Origin of the sequence: Rhizobium gallicum bv. gallicum R602sp (genome assembly GCF_000816845.1) — a bacterium.
Classification (GTDB): domain Bacteria; phylum Pseudomonadota; class Alphaproteobacteria; order Rhizobiales; family Rhizobiaceae; genus Rhizobium; species Rhizobium gallicum.
This window is the reverse complement of the sequence record NZ_CP006877.1, coordinates 947,937-963,090: the sequence shown is the minus strand read 5'-3', so window position 1 is coordinate 963,090 and position 15,154 is coordinate 947,937. Positions and strand designations below refer to the sequence as shown.

The following is a 15,154-nucleotide window of genomic DNA, read 5'->3' as shown; positions in this document are numbered from 1 at the left end:
TTAAACTTAGTCGCTCTCTTCCGCCACACAAGCGCCGTATTTGGCAGTTCCGCAACAAGGCTGCCGAACTGTGACATTTTTGCAATGCCTGCCGCTAAGCTATTATTTTCGCTTCATGGCCTCGGCAAGGGCAGCGCCGAAGGCGCCTTGGGTTTGCTGTTTCGGGACAGCCGGACGCCTATCGTTTTGCGGCCGCGCGCCCTGATTTCCCCGGGGCTCGCCGCGTGGCGCTGAAGCCGAGGTGCCATCGTCTTTGCGCATCGAAAGACCGATGCGCTTGCGTTTTGCATCGACTTCGACCACCCGCACCTTGACGACATCGCCGGCCTTCACAACGTCGTGAGGATCTTTGACGAAACGGTCGGCAAGCTGCGAGACATGCACAAGGCCGTCCTGATGCACGCCGATATCGACGAAGGCGCCAAAGGCCGCAACGTTGGTCACCGTGCCTTCCAGCATCATGCCGGGCTTGAGATCGGAGATTTCGTTGACGCCTTCTGCGAAGGTTGCCGTCTTGAAGCTCGGGCGCGGATCGCGGCCGGGCTTTTCCAGTTCGGCGAGGATATCCTGGACCGTCGGCAGGCCGAACTTCTCGTCGATGAACTGCCGCGGATCAATCGATTTCAGCGCCGCGCTGTCGCCCATCAGCGACCGCAGGTCGCGGCCGCAGGCGGCAACGATCTTCTTTGCCACGCCATAGGCTTCCGGATGCACCGATGACGCGTCGAGGGGCTCCTTGCCGTTCGGGATGCGCAGGAAGCCTGCCGCCTGCTCGAAGGTGCGGTTGCCGAGACGCGCGACCTTGAGCAGGTCGCGGCGGCTTTGGAAGGGACCGTTCTGGTCGCGATGGACGACGATGGCTTCGGCAATCGACGGGCCGAGGCCGGAAACGCGTGAGAGCAGCGGCGCTGAAGCCGTGTTGAGATCGACGCCGACGGCATTCACCGCGTCTTCGACGACAGCGTCCAGCGAGCGCGACAGCTTCTGTTGGTCGACGTCATGCTGATACTGGCCGACGCCGATCGATTTCGGCTCGATCTTGACAAGTTCGGCCAGCGGATCCTGGAGGCGGCGGGCGATGGAAACTGCGCCACGCAGCGACACGTCGAGATCCGGAAATTCGGCTGCGGCGGTCGCGGAGGCGGAATAGACCGACGCGCCGGCTTCCGAAACGATGACCTTGGTGGGCTTTGCGCCCTGAAGAACGGCCAGCATGTCGGCCACCAGCTTTTCGGTTTCGCGGCTTCCAGTGCCGTTGCCGATGGAGATCAGTTCGACATTGTGCTTAAGGATCAGCGCGGTGAGCTCTGCCTGAGCGCCACGCACGTCGTTCCGCGGCTGGAAGGGATAGACCGTGGAGGTCGCAACGACCTTGCCGGTGCCGTCGACCACTGCGACCTTGACGCCAGTGCGGATGCCCGGATCGAGGCCCATCGTGGCGCGCGATCCGGCAGGCGCGGCCAGCAGCAGATCCTTCAAGTTTCGCGCAAAGACGTGGATCGCCTCCTCTTCGGCGCGTTCGCGCAGTTCGCGCATCAGGTCGAGAGACAGCGACATGGAAAGTTTGACGCGCCAGGTCCAGCTTGCGACCTCCATCAGCCAGCGATCGCCGGGGCGGCTCGCGCCGATCTCATAGGCAGCAGCGATCATGCGCTCGACAGGTTTGTTGGGAGAGGCGGTCTCGGCGTCGGCCTCGATCGTCAGCGTCAGCACTTCCTCGTTCCAGCCGCGCAGCATGGCGAGTGCGCGATGGCCGGGCGCGGTCGCCCAGCGCTCCGAATGGTCAAAATAGTCGGAGAACTTCTCGCCGACCGTCTGCTTGCCATCCACGACCTTGGCCTTCACAAACGCGGCGCTGCGCATATGGGCACGGAGCTTGCCGAGCAAATCGGCATTTTCCGCAATGCCTTCGGCGACGATATCGCGTGCGCCTTCGAGCGCCGTCTTCGCATCCGGAACATCAGCGGTGATATAGTCCTCCGCCAGCACCGCCGGTCCCTTCGAGCGATCGGCGAGGATCGCGTCGGCCAGCGCTCCGAGGCCGCGTTCGCGGGCGATTTCAGCACGGGTACGGCGCTTCGGTTTATAGGGCAGGTAGAGATCCTCGAGCTCCGCCTTGGTGGCGGCGCCGACGATCTTGCCCATCAATTCGTCGGTCATCTTGCCCTGGCCGGAAATCGATTCGACGATCGTGTCGCGGCGGGCTTCCAGTTCGCGCAGATAGACGAGGCGTTCTGCCAGATTGCGCAGTTGCGTATCATCCAGGCCGCCCGTCACTTCCTTGCGGTAGCGCGCGATGAAGGGAACGGTCGCGCCCTCGTCGAGCAGCTCGATCGCGGCTTTGGCCTGGTCCGGCCGGGCATTGATTTCGGAGGCGATGACTGCGGCAAGCGAGCGGAGGTCTGCGGCCATGGGATTTCCTCAACTAACGAAGGTAGCGGGACCATAGCGGCGAAAAGCGGCAAGGCAATGCCCGGCAGAGCTTTCCACAACAGACTGACGCCTTCATACAGGTTTGCGCTCGCAGCCATCCGACCCTTCGGGCCACCTTTTCCCCGCTGGGGAGAAGGGACGACAAAGCGCAGCGACCTCATCTCCTTTTCTCAGGCAGAAGGTGCCCGGCAGGGCGGATGCGGGGGTGGCGCGACACAGAAGGGCGTTTGCCTCCTCGCTTGGCTCGCGCGCCTGGATTTCCCGTTTTTGCGGTTGTGCAGATGCGGCATTCTTTGGTAGCAGAGGCGACCGTTGTGGACCGCCCCCCTAAGGGAGGCAAGGAAAAGTGACATGCCCGATCTGCTTCTAGAACTTCGCTCCGAGGAAATTCCGGCCCGCATGCAGCGCAAGGCTGCCGGCGACCTGAAGAAGCTCGTCACCGATGCGCTGGTGGAGGCAGGGCTTTCTTATGAGGGCGCGCGCGAATACTGGACGCCGCGCCGCCTGACGCTTGATATCCGCGGACTGACCGCCCGCTCTGCCGATGTGCGCGAAGAGCGCAAGGGCCCGCGCACCGATGCCAACGAAAAGGCGATCGAAGGCTTTCTACGCGGCGCCGGCCTTTCCTCGATTTCCGAGGCGCAGGTGAGTAGCGACCCGAAAAAGGGTGATTTCTACATTGCCGTGATTTCAAGGCCCGGCCGCGCTGCGGAAGAGATCATCAGCGACGTTATGCCCGGCATCATCCGCGATTTCCCCTGGCCGAAGTCCATGCGCTGGGGAAAGGCGTCCTCCAAACCTGGCTCGCTGCGCTGGGTGCGCCCGCTGCAATCGATCGTCTGCACTTTCGGCACCGAGCATGAGGAAACCTCCGTCATTCCCTTCGAGATCGACGGCATAGTCGCCTCCAATGTGACCTACGGCCACCGCTTCCATGCGCCAGGCGTCATCACCGTCAAGCGTTTCGACGACTATGCCGCGGGCCTCGAAAAAGCGAAGGTCATACTCGATGCCGAGCGGCGCAAGAACATCATCCTGCATGATGCCCGCGACATCGCCTTTGCCGGCGGACTGGAACTGGTCGAGGACGACGCTCTGCTGGAGGAAGTCTCCGGCCTTGTCGAATGGCCTCAAGTGCTGATGGGCAGCTTCGAGCAGGATTACCTCTCCATCCCCTCCGAAATCATCCGGCTGACGATCAAGACGAACCAGAAGTGTTTCGTAACGCGCAAACAGGGCGAAGAGACGCTTTCGAACAAGTTCATCCTCGTCTCCAATGTTGAGGCGACCGACGGCGGCAAGGAAATCATCCACGGCAATGGCAAAGTCGTCCGCGCCCGCCTTTCCGACGCGCTACATTTCTGGAAGCGCGACCAGGGGAACTTGCCGGACCTCGAAACGCTGGAGGCTTCGGCGAAGAAATTCGAGCTTGATCTGAGGAAGCCGCTCGATCAGCGGATGGCGAAGCTCGATGCGCTGCATGTGACGTTCCACGCGAAAATCGGAACGCAGGGCGAGCGGGTAACGCGCATTCGCACCCTTGCCGGCGAAATCAGTAAAATCGTCAATGCAGATCCCCTAAAGGTCAGCCGGGCCGCAGCGTTGGCAAAGGCGGACCTGCGAACCGAGATCGTGGGCGAATTCCCCGAACTGCAGGGTGCAATGGGGAAGAAATATGCGCTGCTGCAAGGTGAAGATGAAACAGTGGCGGCGGCACTGGAGGACCATTATAAGCCTCAGGGTCCTACCGACCGAGTGCCTACCGACCATGTTGCCATAACCATAGCGCTTGCTGACAAGATCGACACACTTGTGTGGTTTTGGCGAATAAACGAAAAACCAACCGGTTCAAAGGATCCGTTCGCGTTAAGAAGGGCAGCGCTAGGATCGATACGGCTGCTGTTGGAACGGGGAATCAGAGCATCCCTCATCCCGCTGTTTCGCTCTGCATTTCGTAGCGAATGGGCTGTGGCCATCGCTAGCCATGAAGCTTCGATAAGACTCTTCGAGCTTAAAATCCAACAGGATAACGAAAGACTCGACCACGAGAGGCTCGTACACGAACAGCGCGAAGCTATCAAATATTGCAAGAATTACCTTGCTGACGGCCATCCAAAGACAATCGAAGAAGAACATGAGCTGGCAATCAACCTCCTCTCCTTCTTCCACGACCGCCTCAAGGTCTATCTCCGGGACCAGGGTGCTCGCTACGATCTGATCGATGCCGTCGTCACATCCGAGGCCGACGACCTTCTCATGATCGCCCGCCGCGTCGAGGCGCTGACGGCTTTCATTACCTCGGAGGACGGCAAGAACCTCCTGGTCGGCACCAAGCGCGCCACGCAGATTCTGGCCGCCGAGGAGAAGAAGGGCACCGTCATCGCCGATGGCGTTTCGCAAAAGCTGTTCCGGCTGAATGCCGAAACGGAGCTCTTTGCCGCCATCACCAAAGCCTCGGCCGAGGCTTCCGCCGCAATCGCCAGGGAAGACTTCCGCTCGGCGATGGAGGCGCTTTCGAAGCTCCGCGCCCCGGTCGACCGCTTCTTCGACGACGTGCTCGTCAACGACGAGGACGCGGCGATCCGCGCCAACCGCCTCGCCCTTCTGCGGCTGATCCGCGAGGCGACGGGGACGGTTGCGGACTTCTCGAAGATCGCAGGGTAACGTTTTCGGACTAGCCCATTCTTGTGCCTGTGACAGGAACCCATTAACGGCGCGTTGCGCCGTGAATGGTTCTGTTGGCCATTGAATGAGGTCTCCCGCGCGATGGACATGGCGCTGCTGGATCTGCGGATGACATGGAGGAGAAGCGCATTCCACTGGTCATTCACCAGCGCTCGCGCTATCAGACAATCATGACCACCAAAATCCTCGTCAGCGCCTGTCTCATGGGCCATGCCGTGCGTTATGACGGCCGGGCGAAGCCGCTGGCCCATCCGGCGCTCGAGCGGTGGCGGGCGGAGGGCAGGCTGGTGACGATCTGTCCGGAGATGTCGGCAGGCATGCCGGTGCCGCGGCCGCCGGCGGAAATCGAATGCGGCGCGAGCGGCAAGGACGTGCTGTCGGGAGCAGCACGGGTGTTCGAGATCACCGGAGGCGATGTGACGGCTGCATTTCGAGAAGCCGCGCAGAATGCGCTCAGGCTGGCACAGGAGACGGGCTGCACCCACGCGCTCCTCATCGACGGCAGCCCCTCGTGCGGTTCCGGTTTCATTTATGATGGGTCTTTCAGCGGATCGCGGCGGGACGGAAATGGTGTTACAGCTGCCCTGCTGAAGCGCGCCGGAATCCAGGTCTTCTCGGACCGGGAGATCGACCGGCTGGTGGAAAGCCTCGCGACGCTCATCTGATCAAACGGCACGTCCTTGTGCTCTGCCAGCGCCTTCATCACCTTTACCAACCGTTTTTCGAGCCGCGCGCCGGTCTGGATGCGCGACACCCGCAATCGATCGCTGTCTGGCATGATGACATCCGGATTGGTGCACATATGCCACTCTATCGACACGCTGCTGCGGCAACTGCGCAGACAAAGCCGCCGGATTTTCGCCGGCGGCCGTTCGTATCACGTGATGAAGGTGGCGGCGTTTAAGCCTATGCCGCGCGGCGCGCCGGGACGGTTGCCGCCTGACCCACGCCGCAGACGCGGAAGCCGTGGATGAGACGACGGCATCGCTGCGGCTCGTTTCGGTACTGACGGCATGCACGCGCTTGGCGGCCTCGTGCGCAGCATTTCGTAGCGCTCGCTGTGATGCCATCGGCAGACGATTTGCGTTGCAGGCTGATGGCGATCGATTAAGCAGATTGCATGCGTACTTTGAAATCAATTGAAATAAAGAATGCGCTCCTGCTTCTCTTCAGGAGCGCATTCAATCCGCCATACGGCGGACCCCGTACGACCAAAACCTTGGCCGGGTCAGGGGCAGGGAACTAAAAATCACATCCTTAGCTTAAAGTCGGAAACGTCGAGCGGCGCCGTTTGTTCCGCAGGAGCGGACATACCTGCAACAACCGGCTTCGCATCGCCGCCGATGACAGAGGTCGTTGACGTCGGGTCGATGCCTTCGACGGGGACCGTCACCTTGAAGGCGGCCAGGACTTCGGGGGTTGCCTTGGTCACGAAAACGACGGGCGAGCCGCCCATCCAGCCTTCGGTACGGTAGAGCTTCTGCTCTCCGGCCACATCGCGGAGCGCGCTGGCCTGGATGGCGCCGGGCGGCAACGCCGGCACTGTGTAATCCTTCTTGCGTTCGGTCGATTGCAGCGGCGGGCAGGTCGTGCACGTCTCGGTCACGATGCTTTCACCGCCTGTGCGCGGTGTCTTGCCGATCACCTCGATCGAGGATGCCATCGCCGAGCCGGCTGCCAGAAGAAATGCCGCACCGAGAATGAATTGACGCATGGAAACTGCTCCGACTTACTATGGGAACAGAATAGCGCGCCTTTATTTCCATCCCGTCAGGGGAAAGGGTAAAAATTTAGGGAACTGACCCGATTTCGGGCCAGAGCTAAGCTTTTTCGCGCTCGATCGCCCGCCAGCCGATATCGCGGCGGCAGAAACCGTTTTCCCATTGCACCTTGTCGAGCAGCGCATAGGCGCGGCTCTGCGCCTCGCCGACCGTTCGGCCGGTGGCGGTCACGTTCAGCACACGGCCGCCGGTCGCGACAAGCTCGCCATCCTTCAAAGACGTGCCGGCATGGAACACTTTCGAGCCGTCGCCTGCCTCCGGCAGCGAGAGGATCGGCGTGTTTTTCTCGTAGGAGCCCGGATACCCCTTAGAGGCCATCACGACGGTCAGCGCCGGATCGTCGCTCCACTCGGCTGTGACCTTGTCGAGCGTGCCTTCGGCCGCTGCCAGCAGCAACGGCAGCAGATCGCTCTTCAAGCGCATCATCAGTACCTGGCACTCGGGATCGCCGAAGCGGACGTTGTATTCGATGAGTTCCGGGCCCTTTGCCGTAATCATCAGCCCGGCGAAGAAAACACCGGAGAAGGGATAGCCGCTTTCGGCCATGCCGCAGATCGTCGGCTCGATGATCTCCTTCATCGTCCGCTCGATCATCTCGGCCGTCATCACCGGAGCCGGCGAATAGGCGCCCATGCCGCCGGTGTTGACGCCGGTATCACCCTCGCCCACACGCTTGTGATCCTGTGCGGTCGCCAACGGCAGGGCGTTGCTGCCGTCGCAGAGGCAGAAGAAGCTTGCCTCTTCCCCGTCGAGATAAGCCTCGATCACGACCTCGGCGCCGGCTGCGCCGAACGCACCCTCGAAGCAATCGTCGACTGCGGCAAGCGCCTCCTCGACGGTCATCGCCACCGTCACACCCTTGCCCGCGGCAAGACCATCCGCCTTGACGACGATCGGTGCGCCTTGTTCGCGGATATAGGCCTTTGCCTTAGGGGCGTTGTTGAAGCGCCGGTAGGCACCGGTGGGGATGTTGTAGCGGGCGCAGATATCCTTGGTAAACCCCTTGGAACCTTCGAGCTGGGCTGCTGCAGCGGAAGGACCGAAGACCTTCAGCCCATCGGCTCGCAGGCGGTCGGCAAGGCCGGCAACCAGCGGCGCCTCGGGGCCGACGACGACAAAGTCGATCGCTTTTTGCGCGCAGAAGGCGGCGACTGCCTCGTGATCTTCTACCTTCAGGGAAACGAGCCTCGCATGTTCCGCAATACCCGGGTTGCCCGGCGCGGCATAGAATTCCGTCATCAGCGGCGATTGTGCCAGCTTCCAGGCAAGCGCATGCTCGCGTCCGCCCGAGCCGATCAACAGAACCTTCATGCCTGATCCTTTCCGTTTTCTGTCTGGCGGTTAAGGGGCGGGAAGCCAAAGGTCAAGCGGGAAAGCTCACCAGCCGCCACCGCCGCCGCCTCCCCCGCCACCACCCGAAGAACCGCCGCCACCGGAAAAACCGGAAGAGGAACTGGAGGGCGCAGGTGAAGGAATGGTCGAGGCGATCGTGGACGCCATCGACGACGAGAAGCCGCCGATGCGGTCGGAGAAGCTGCCGCTGCTGAAGTTGCCGTAATACCAGGACGGATCATAGGCGGCAGCCGCACCGGCAGCGGCCGCCGCGAGCCAGGTTTCGAAGGTGCGTGTCCAGGGCTTCTCGACACCCAGTGCAACCGCATAGGGCAGCAGCCTCTCAAAATGTTGGGGCGACATTTCCGGCGCACCGGCCATGTTCATCCGGTCCTTCTCGGCAAGGGTCAGATACTGACGAAGGCCGTCGATGCCATCCATGATCTTCGAACCAAGCGGCGTCGGCGCACCCATGATGAAGACATAGAGCAGGTTGAGCAGCACGATGCCGCCGACGGCAAAGAGCATCGGCGTCTCGTGGAACTCCAAGAGCGTGGAGAAAAGCGCCAGAGCCAGCGATGAAACGATGCTGAAGCCGACAAAAACGATGACGGCGATCGCGATCACAGCGGCGATCTTGCCGCCCAAGGACTGGCCGGGGCGGAACGACCGTGCAAAGCCGGCCACGAAGATGGCGACGAAGACAGAAACGACGATCGGGATGATCATCAAGACGATCGCATCGGGTTCCAGCGTGCCGAAAACGAAGAGCGCGACGAGTGCGGCAGCGCTGAGCGCGATGCCGCCGGTCGTATAGCCGGTATTGGAATTGTAGTATTTGCCGCGATGTTCCCGCTCGATCGCCGAGCGGAAGCTTTGGCCGACCGACTTCACGCGTTCGCCGTTTGCCTTGTCGATCGTCAGCGAGCCCTTGTTGGCGACGGCGCTCAGGAGGCTGGCTTCGCCGGCTTCCAGCTTCTCCTTACCCACCGGCTTTTGCGTGCGGCGTACGATGATCGATTGCCTGAGGTCTTCAAGAGCGACATAGCCGCGAACCGCCAGGTCCAGCGCCGTTGCCGAAAGTGCCGTCCAACCCCCGCCTGAAATGCCCTTGTTGTCGATGTAGTTGACGAGCGCCGGTGAGATGCCTTCGGGAGGATCCCAGCGCGGCACAAGGACGCCGCGGGAAGGGTCGCGTCCGACCTTCAGCCAGGAGCGGGTGTAGTAAAGGAAAACAAGGAGGAGGCCGCCGAAACCGATGAAATAGTCGCGGTTGTCCTTCAGCCACCAGATGTTCCGATCGGATGCGCTCGGTGGATCGATCGCGCCTTTCGGAAGCTTGACGGCAATCGTCAGACCTTCGTTGGCATCGAGCGGCATGGTCGTCGAGAAGATCGGCCGGGCATTGCCGCCTGAAATCCGGGCATTCTTGTCCTTTGCGCCAAGCGCACCGGTGAAGACATTCGTATCGGTTGCGATGACACCATCTGGCAGGTTCACGGTCGCGGTCGCGGCCATGATCGGGAAGATCCAGCCGTTACCGGTCACATTCCAATAGAGTTCGTCGTGATCGGCGAAATAGCGGATCTGGCGATTGGTGGTGTAGGTGAAGGCATATTGATGGCGGCCTGGTGGAAGCATGACGTCTTCCGACCCAGCATAGATACGGATGCCACCGGAGACGGATTCCGTCTTCCACGGCTCGTCATTGCCGTCGCGTTTCACCGATACAACGTCAAAGTCGACGCTGCGGCGGCGACCTTTTTCATCGACGAAAGTCAGCGGAAAGTCGCGGAAGATGCCGCGCCGGATCCGATTGCCCTCGGCATTGACGGTGATTGTCTCCGTCACCGTCATAGCGCCGCTCTTTTCGAGCTTTATATCTGATGCGAAGGAGTTGATGACCTCCGCGGCACTTGCCCCATATGCTGCAAGCGCCAGAAACAGAATGAAGCAAAGGCCGAAAAGCCGCCGGATCATCATACCTCTCCCCGCCGGCGGCGCGCTGCCGCCTCAGACAATGTCAGTCCTCGTTCACATATTTGACGCCCAGGCCTGCCAGCGTGCGCCAATAGGCAGGGAACGTCTTGCCGACGCAGTCCGGATCGAGGATCGTGATGCCGTCTATCTTCAGCCCGGCGAGCGCGAAGCTCATGGCGATGCGGTGGTCGGCGAAAGTGTCGATCTCGGCAGGAAGACGCCTTCCGGCAAGCGACGGATCAGACTGGACGATGAGATCGTCGCCTTCTTCGCGCGCCAGATCCGGGCGAATCTGCGTCAGGCCGGTCGACAGCGCGCGGATGCGATCGCATTCCTTGACGCGCAGATTGGCAATGCCGACGAAATGGACGGGCGTTTCGTTGAAGGCGGCAAGGACTGCGAGCGTCGGAACCGCGTCCTGCATCTGCGAGCCGTCGATTTCAGCCGGCAGGCGCGGGAATTTGACGATCATCTCATAGGCGCGCGCATCCGGCTGCGTGAAGGCGCCGTTCGGCACCCCGAGATCGATGGAGCCGCCGGTCAGGACTTCGGCAGCCCAGAGATAAGTTGCCGCCGACGCATCCGGCTCGATGACGAAATCGGCCGCCGTGTAGCCGGTCGGTTCGACGCGCCAGGTGACTGCGCTCGTCTTCTCGACCTTGGCGCCGAAGGCTCGCATCGCGGCGGTCGTGAGATCGATGTAGCCGAGGGCACCGATGTCCTCGCCGAGGAGTTCAATATCCACCGGGCGGTCGCCTCCGGCCGCCATCATCAGCAGCGCGGATACATACTGGCTGGAGAGACCGCCATCGATCCCGATACGGCTCGCCTCGAAGCAGCCTGTCCCCTTGACGGTTACAGGCGGGCAGCCGGTTTCGGCCGTCGCATCGATTCCGAGAGACCGCAACGCATCAACGAGCGGGCCGATCGGGCGCTTGCGCATGTGCTGATCACCGTCGACGACGACGGTGCCATCAACGAGTGCGGCAGCGGCCGTCAGGAAGCGTGTTGCAGTGCCGGCATTGCCGAGGAAGAGCGGCGCTTTCGGCGCCAGCAACTTGCCGCTTCCAGTGACGACGAAGCTCGTATCGTCCGGTTCGTCGATGACGACGCCCATGGCGCGCAGCGCATCCGCCATGTAGCGCGTATCGTCGCTCTTCAGTGCGCCGGTCAGACGGCTGATACCCTTGGCGAGGCCGGCCAGGAGCAGCGCGCGGTTGGTGATCGACTTCGAGCCCGGCGGCACGGCGCGCCCCACGAGCGGAGCCTTAGCCGGGATGATGGTGAGTTTCTTGTCCTTGCTCATGAGGCTTGTCTATTCCGTCCATTGCGCTAGCCGCCCTGCGGCCTTGACCGGCCCTGCTCATAGCAGCTTTTGCGCAAAGGCAAACGCCCATATCAGAATTTGACGGCCGGAACGGCGCGGTCGGCCTCGTTGGTGATCTCGAAATATTCCCGCTTCTGGAAGCCGAACTGCCCGGCGACCAGATTGGAGGGGAAGCTTTCAACCTTGACGTTGAGATCACGGGCAGCGCCGTTGTAATACCGGCGTGCCATCTGGATTTCGCTTTCCATCGTCTCGAGCGAGGCCTGAAGCTCGGAGAAGTTCTCGTTCGCCTTCAGGTCCGGATAGGCTTCGGCTAGCGCCAAAACACGGCCCAGCGCCTGGCCGAGAAGGCCTTCCGCTTGCGCCCTGCCCGCTACATCGCCAGAAGGCACCGCCTGCGCCTTGTTGCGCAGCTCGACGACCTCTTCCAGCGTGCTCTTTTCGTGGGTAGCGTAGCCCTTGACGGTCTCGATGAGGTTTGGGATCAGATCGGCGCGGCGCTTGAGCTGCACGTCGATGCCGGACCAGGCCTCTTCGGCCATCTGCCGGGCGCGGACAAGACCATTATAGATAAAGACAAGATAAAGCGCGATCAGAACGATCACACCGACAACAATATACATCGCGAATCCCCCGCAACGACGCAAAGTCTGGACCGAGACTATGCGGCTTCCGCTGGATTGTCATCCCGCATTTCCGGGCTGTGGCTTACATCAGCGACTAGCGAAATATCACGATACCGCACACACATAGCCGGTTATATCTTTCTTATGTGCCGCCTGGTTACGGTGCACTCGCAACTCACGACGAGGAAATAATCAGACAATGAGCGCAGCAATCTACCTATTGAGCCTGTCGGCGATCGCATCTCTCGTCGTCTTCCGAAAGACTCCACGGCCAGCGCCCCGGCGCATCGTCGTACGCTCCAACCACCGCCGCTAAGCGGCATTCTTAGGCGGCGGCCACGGCGATATTGATGCCGCCGGCATCCGTCAAAAGGAAGGCTTCACCGCAAGCCTTGGCGAGCGTGCGCACCCGCAGGATATAGCTCTGACGCTCGGTGACCGAGATCATCCCGCGTGCATCCAAGAGGTTGAAGACGTGGCTTGCCTTGATGCACTGGTCATAGGCCGGAAATACACACTTGTGCAGCAGCTGATTGGCATTGTCGCTCGGCGCACCGGCGGCGAGAAGCGCCTGGCACTCCTTTTCCGCATCGATGAAATGGCGATGCAGCATCTCGGTATTGGCGAATTCGAAGTTGTGGCGTGAGTATTCCTGTTCGGCCTGCAGGAAGACGTCGCCGTAGCTGATCTTTTCGTCGCCTTCGCGGCCGTTGAAGTTCAAGTCGTAGACGTTGTCGACGCCCTGCACATACATCGCCAGACGCTCGAGGCCATAGGTCAGTTCGCCGGCAACCGGCGCGCATTCGATGCCGCAGACCTGCTGGAAGTAAGTGAACTGCGAGACTTCCATGCCGTCGCACCAGCACTCCCAGCCCAGCCCCCATGCGCCGAGCGTCGGGCTTTCCCAGTCGTCTTCGACGAACCGGATGTCGTGCAGCAGCGGATCGAGACCGATCGCCGCCAGGGAGCCGAGGTAAAGCTCCTGCAGGTTCGGCGGGTTCGGCTTCAGGATGACCTGATACTGGTAATAATGCTGCAGACGGTTTGGGTTTTCACCGTAGCGGCCGTCCGACGGACGGCGCGACGGTTGGACATAGGCAGCCTTCCACGGCTTCGGGCCGAGCGCGCGCAGCGTGGTCGCCGGATGGAACGTACCGGCGCCGACCTCCATGTCATAGGGCTGCAGAACCGCACAACCCTTGTCCGCCCAGTAGTTATGAAGCGTCAGGATCAGCGCCTGGAACGAGCGCTTCGGGTTCATATGGTCGGAAATCGATGCAGACATGGAGACAAGCCACCGGTTGCGTATTTTGCCGGACAGGTGCCATGGGAGAGGGCAAGGGTCAATACTTAACGTATGATCGGACCATGTTTTGGAAGGAGCTCCGTCGCCAACGTCAAGACAACGGTCATGCTGTCTGATGAGGATTTACGCGTTGCAGAAGAGTTCGCCGAAAACGGGGCGTTTTCCAAGCGCATCCGATGTCATTGGCGAGGGTATCGCCCCAATGCGGCTTGAGGAAGAGGTCGAAGACCGACCTGCTTAATATCGGCGATTTAATTCAAACTATTCCGACCTACGGAGAGCCGGCGAACACGACTCATATCGAACCATAAGAAACGACGCTCCCCCGGGCTCCGGGCATCCGGCTTCAGATAAAGCGGTCATTTGCTTCGCTGTCGAGCGGGGTTAAGCACGCTCCTATTGCAAGAACTCGCCTTGTCACGACCGAACTTGTAGTCGGCCGGCACTTGCAGCCGCAAAGCGCGTATTCAGTCGAGAGCCTGCGCATGTTCTTCATTGGTCACCATCATTCATCCTCCCGCTTCACGCGGTATTCGCCGGTCACCGGATCCTTGACAAGCGTGCCGACGGCGCCGGTCTGACGCTCCTTCTCGGCACGGCGGGATTTTTCCTGCAAGCGCTTGGCATCGGAGATGAAGCGGCGGTAAAGCCACCAGGCAGCGCCGACCAGGATTATGATTGTTATAAGCTGCGCCATCTCCCTTTTTCTTCTCCTCTCACAGTCCGTAGCGGCTCCACAATGCCTTTTCTTCCGCCGCTTCGACAAGTCCCGTCGCGAGACCTGATGCCAAGCCATCAATCGAGACGGGCGAGACACCGGGCATCCGCCGGCCGAAGAGGCTGCGGGCGGCGGTGACGAGCTGCAGCCTGGTCTTCGGGCCGTAGCGCCTTTTCAGTTCCTGGCGCATGTCGCCGAGGCTGTCGACGAGGCCGAGCTCGAGCCCGCGCGTGCCGCTCCAGAATAGGCCGGAAAAGACGGTTTCGTCATCCTTCAGTCTCCCGGCGCGGCGTTCGCGCACCATGGTGATGAAGACCTCGTGGATCTCGAGCTGAAGGGTCTTCAGATATTCAATGTCCTTCTCTTTTTCAGGCTGGAAGGGATCGAGGATGACCTTGTTTTCGCCGGCCGTATAGACGCGGCGCTCGACGCCGATCTTCTTGAGGAGTTCGGGGAAGCCGAAGCCACCGGAAACGACGCCGATCGAACCGACGATAGAGGTCGGGTCGGCAATGATCTCATCGCCGGCAAGCGCGATCATGTAGCCGCCGGAGGCCGCCACGTCCTCGACGAAGACCAGCACCTTCTTCTGCTTTTCACGAGCAAGCTCGCGGATGCGGGTGAAGATAAGCCGCGACTGAACGGGCGAACCGCCCGGCGAATTGACGGCAATGGCGACAGCGGGAGCTTCCTTGTCAGAGAACGCCTTTTCCAGCACCGGTGCGACATTGGCGAGATTGAGTATCGGGCGGAACTGGCCGCCGCCGCTCATGATTGCGCCCTGAAGCCTGACGACCGGGATGATCACCCCTTCCTTGCGGAAACGCTTCGGTACCAGCTTTCTCAAAAATCCGGCCATTTCAAATCCTTCTCGCTCTCGGCATCGCAATCCATGTATGCAATGGAGCAGCAAACGCAATGGGCCAACTTCCCAACATGCATCCGATTTTTCATTTTGCGAATGAC

General features: G+C 61.1%; 11 protein-coding genes. 2 read left to right on the top strand and 9 right to left on the bottom strand.

Features of this window, described 5'->3' with window-relative positions; translation table 11 throughout:
- Positions 1-102 precede the first annotated feature (102 nt).
- On the bottom strand, positions 103-2,412 hold the full coding sequence (locus RGR602_RS04710; RefSeq protein WP_039844155.1) for a Tex family protein: 2,310 nt from the start codon (positions 2,410-2,412) through the stop codon (positions 103-105).
- Positions 2,413-2,784: 372 nt separating this feature from the next.
- On the opposite strand from RGR602_RS04710, the gene glyS reads away from it, so the two are divergent.
- On the top strand, positions 2,785-5,097 hold the full coding sequence (gene glyS / locus RGR602_RS04705; protein ID WP_039844154.1) for a glycine--tRNA ligase subunit beta: 2,313 nt from the start codon (positions 2,785-2,787) through the stop codon (positions 5,095-5,097).
- 191 nt (positions 5,098-5,288) lie between these two features.
- Entirely contained in the window at positions 5,289-5,783 is a 495-nt protein-coding gene (locus RGR602_RS04700; protein ID WP_039846648.1) for a DUF523 domain-containing protein, read from the top strand.
- 584 nt (positions 5,784-6,367) lie between these two features.
- Here RGR602_RS04700 and RGR602_RS04690 read toward each other — a convergent pair.
- The 8 genes from RGR602_RS04690 to RGR602_RS04655 form a co-directional block, all read right to left on the bottom strand.
- The gene (locus tag RGR602_RS04690; protein ID WP_039844152.1) at positions 6,368-6,832 is read right to left on the bottom strand and encodes a plant virulence effector HPE1-like domain-containing protein; all 465 of its coding nucleotides are present in this window, start codon (positions 6,830-6,832) and stop codon (positions 6,368-6,370) included.
- A gap of 106 nt (positions 6,833-6,938) precedes the next feature.
- A complete protein-coding gene (purD, locus tag RGR602_RS04685) occupies positions 6,939-8,210 on the bottom strand; it encodes a phosphoribosylamine--glycine ligase (RefSeq protein ID WP_039844151.1) in 1,272 nt (423 codons plus the stop codon).
- Positions 8,211-8,276: 66 nt separating this feature from the next.
- A complete protein-coding gene (locus RGR602_RS04680; RefSeq protein ID WP_039846647.1) occupies positions 8,277-10,211 on the bottom strand; it encodes a DUF2207 domain-containing protein in 1,935 nt (644 codons plus the stop codon).
- Positions 10,212-10,254: 43 nt separating this feature from the next.
- Positions 10,255-11,517 (bottom strand): 3-phosphoshikimate 1-carboxyvinyltransferase, encoded by a 1,263-nt coding sequence (locus tag RGR602_RS04675; RefSeq protein ID WP_039844150.1) that lies wholly within the window; start codon positions 11,515-11,517, stop codon positions 10,255-10,257.
- 92 nt (positions 11,518-11,609) lie between these two features.
- Complete coding sequence (locus tag RGR602_RS04670; RefSeq protein WP_039844149.1) at positions 11,610-12,161, bottom strand: LemA family protein; 552 nt, start codon at positions 12,159-12,161, stop codon at positions 11,610-11,612.
- 328 nt (positions 12,162-12,489) lie between these two features.
- Complete coding sequence (locus RGR602_RS04665; RefSeq protein ID WP_407692047.1) at positions 12,490-13,425, bottom strand: glycine--tRNA ligase subunit alpha; 936 nt, start codon at positions 13,423-13,425, stop codon at positions 12,490-12,492.
- 550 nt (positions 13,426-13,975) lie between these two features.
- A complete protein-coding gene (locus RGR602_RS04660) occupies positions 13,976-14,167 on the bottom strand; it encodes a membrane protein (RefSeq protein WP_039844147.1) in 192 nt (63 codons plus the stop codon).
- Between the two features lie 19 nt (positions 14,168-14,186).
- Positions 14,187-15,047: a S49 family peptidase gene (locus tag RGR602_RS04655; RefSeq protein ID WP_039844146.1), complete on the bottom strand. Its 861-nt coding sequence runs from the start codon at positions 15,045-15,047 to the stop codon at positions 14,187-14,189.
- Positions 15,048-15,154 lie beyond the last annotated feature (107 nt).

Excerpts from the sequence above, each read along its gene's own strand:
- RGR602_RS04710 (WP_039844155.1), bottom strand. The coding sequence starts at position 2,412 with ATGGCCGCAGACCTCCGCTCGCTTGCCGCAGTCATCGCCTCCGAAATC.
- glyS (WP_039844154.1), top strand. The coding sequence starts at position 2,785 with ATGCCCGATCTGCTTCTAGAACTTCGCTCCGAGGAAATTCCGGCCCGC.
- RGR602_RS04700 (WP_039846648.1), top strand. The coding sequence starts at position 5,289 with ATGACCACCAAAATCCTCGTCAGCGCCTGTCTCATGGGCCATGCCGTG.
- RGR602_RS04690 (WP_039844152.1), bottom strand. The coding sequence starts at position 6,832 with ATGCGTCAATTCATTCTCGGTGCGGCATTTCTTCTGGCAGCCGGCTCG.
- purD (WP_039844151.1), bottom strand. The coding sequence starts at position 8,210 with ATGAAGGTTCTGTTGATCGGCTCGGGCGGACGCGAGCATGCGCTTGCC.
- RGR602_RS04680 (WP_039846647.1), bottom strand. The coding sequence starts at position 10,211 with ATGATCCGGCGGCTTTTCGGCCTTTGCTTCATTCTGTTTCTGGCGCTT.
- RGR602_RS04675 (WP_039844150.1), bottom strand. The coding sequence starts at position 11,517 with ATGAGCAAGGACAAGAAACTCACCATCATCCCGGCTAAGGCTCCGCTC.
- RGR602_RS04670 (WP_039844149.1), bottom strand. The coding sequence starts at position 12,161 with ATGTATATTGTTGTCGGTGTGATCGTTCTGATCGCGCTTTATCTTGTC.
- RGR602_RS04665 (WP_407692047.1), bottom strand. The coding sequence starts at position 13,425 with ATGAACCCGAAGCGCTCGTTCCAGGCGCTGATCCTGACGCTTCATAAC.
- RGR602_RS04660 (WP_039844147.1), bottom strand. The coding sequence starts at position 14,167 with ATGGCGCAGCTTATAACAATCATAATCCTGGTCGGCGCTGCCTGGTGG.
- RGR602_RS04655 (WP_039844146.1), bottom strand. The coding sequence starts at position 15,047 with ATGGCCGGATTTTTGAGAAAGCTGGTACCGAAGCGTTTCCGCAAGGAA.